The sequence below is a fragment of the Kocuria subflava genome (assembly GCF_012163155.1).
Lineage (GTDB): Bacteria > Actinomycetota > Actinomycetes > Actinomycetales > Micrococcaceae > Kocuria > Kocuria subflava.
The window spans coordinates 1-641 of the sequence record NZ_JAAVUN010000146.1 but is presented as its reverse complement, the minus strand read 5'-3'; the positions used below and the strand labels follow the sequence as shown (position 1 = coordinate 641).

Genomic DNA, 641 nt, shown 5'->3' with positions numbered 1-641 from the left:
ACCGAATGGTCCCGGGGAGAGATCGATCCCGCCTACCCCGTCGCCGTCGTGGTGCACGGAGGGCCCTGGCACGATGCCTCCTCGCCGAGCTACATGGCCGACATCGCCCAGGACCTTGCCCGGTACGGCCTGGCCGTCTGGGCCCCGACCTATCGGGGTCTGGACGGGCCCGGAGGCTGGCCCGAGACCTTTCAGGACGTGGCGGACGCCGCCGACTTCGTGCCCCAGCTGGCCGAGCAGGGCCGGTTCCGTCCGGCCCTGGAGCAGGTCCACCTCCTGGGGCACAGTGCGGGCGGGCACCTGGCGACCTGGGCCGCCGGGAGGTCCGAGCTCCCCGCGGGTGCACCGGGTGCCGATCCCGTGATCGAGGCCCGCAGCGTCACCTCCATGGCCGGCCTCTACGACCTCAGCCTGGCCGAGAACTTTGAAGGCGGGGATCTGATCAGGGACCTCCTGGGCGGGGTCGCGCCGGAGGAGGACCCTGAACGCTACGACATTGCCTCTCCGATCGACCGGCTGCCCCTGGGGATCCCGGTCAACGTCCTGCACGGCACGGAGGACCAGGTCATCCCACTCGAAGCGGTCGAGGGCTACTTCCAGGCCTTGCGCGATTCCGGGAACCCCGGGGCGCGGGAGATCCT

Annotated in this window: 1 protein-coding gene; it reads left to right on the top strand. The window is 71.1% G+C overall.

Going from position 1 to position 641, the window contains the following annotated elements:
* Positions 1–641 (top strand): alpha/beta hydrolase family protein (locus GTW58_RS13450; protein ID WP_168023599.1); only part of this gene is annotated, 641 nt, incomplete at both ends.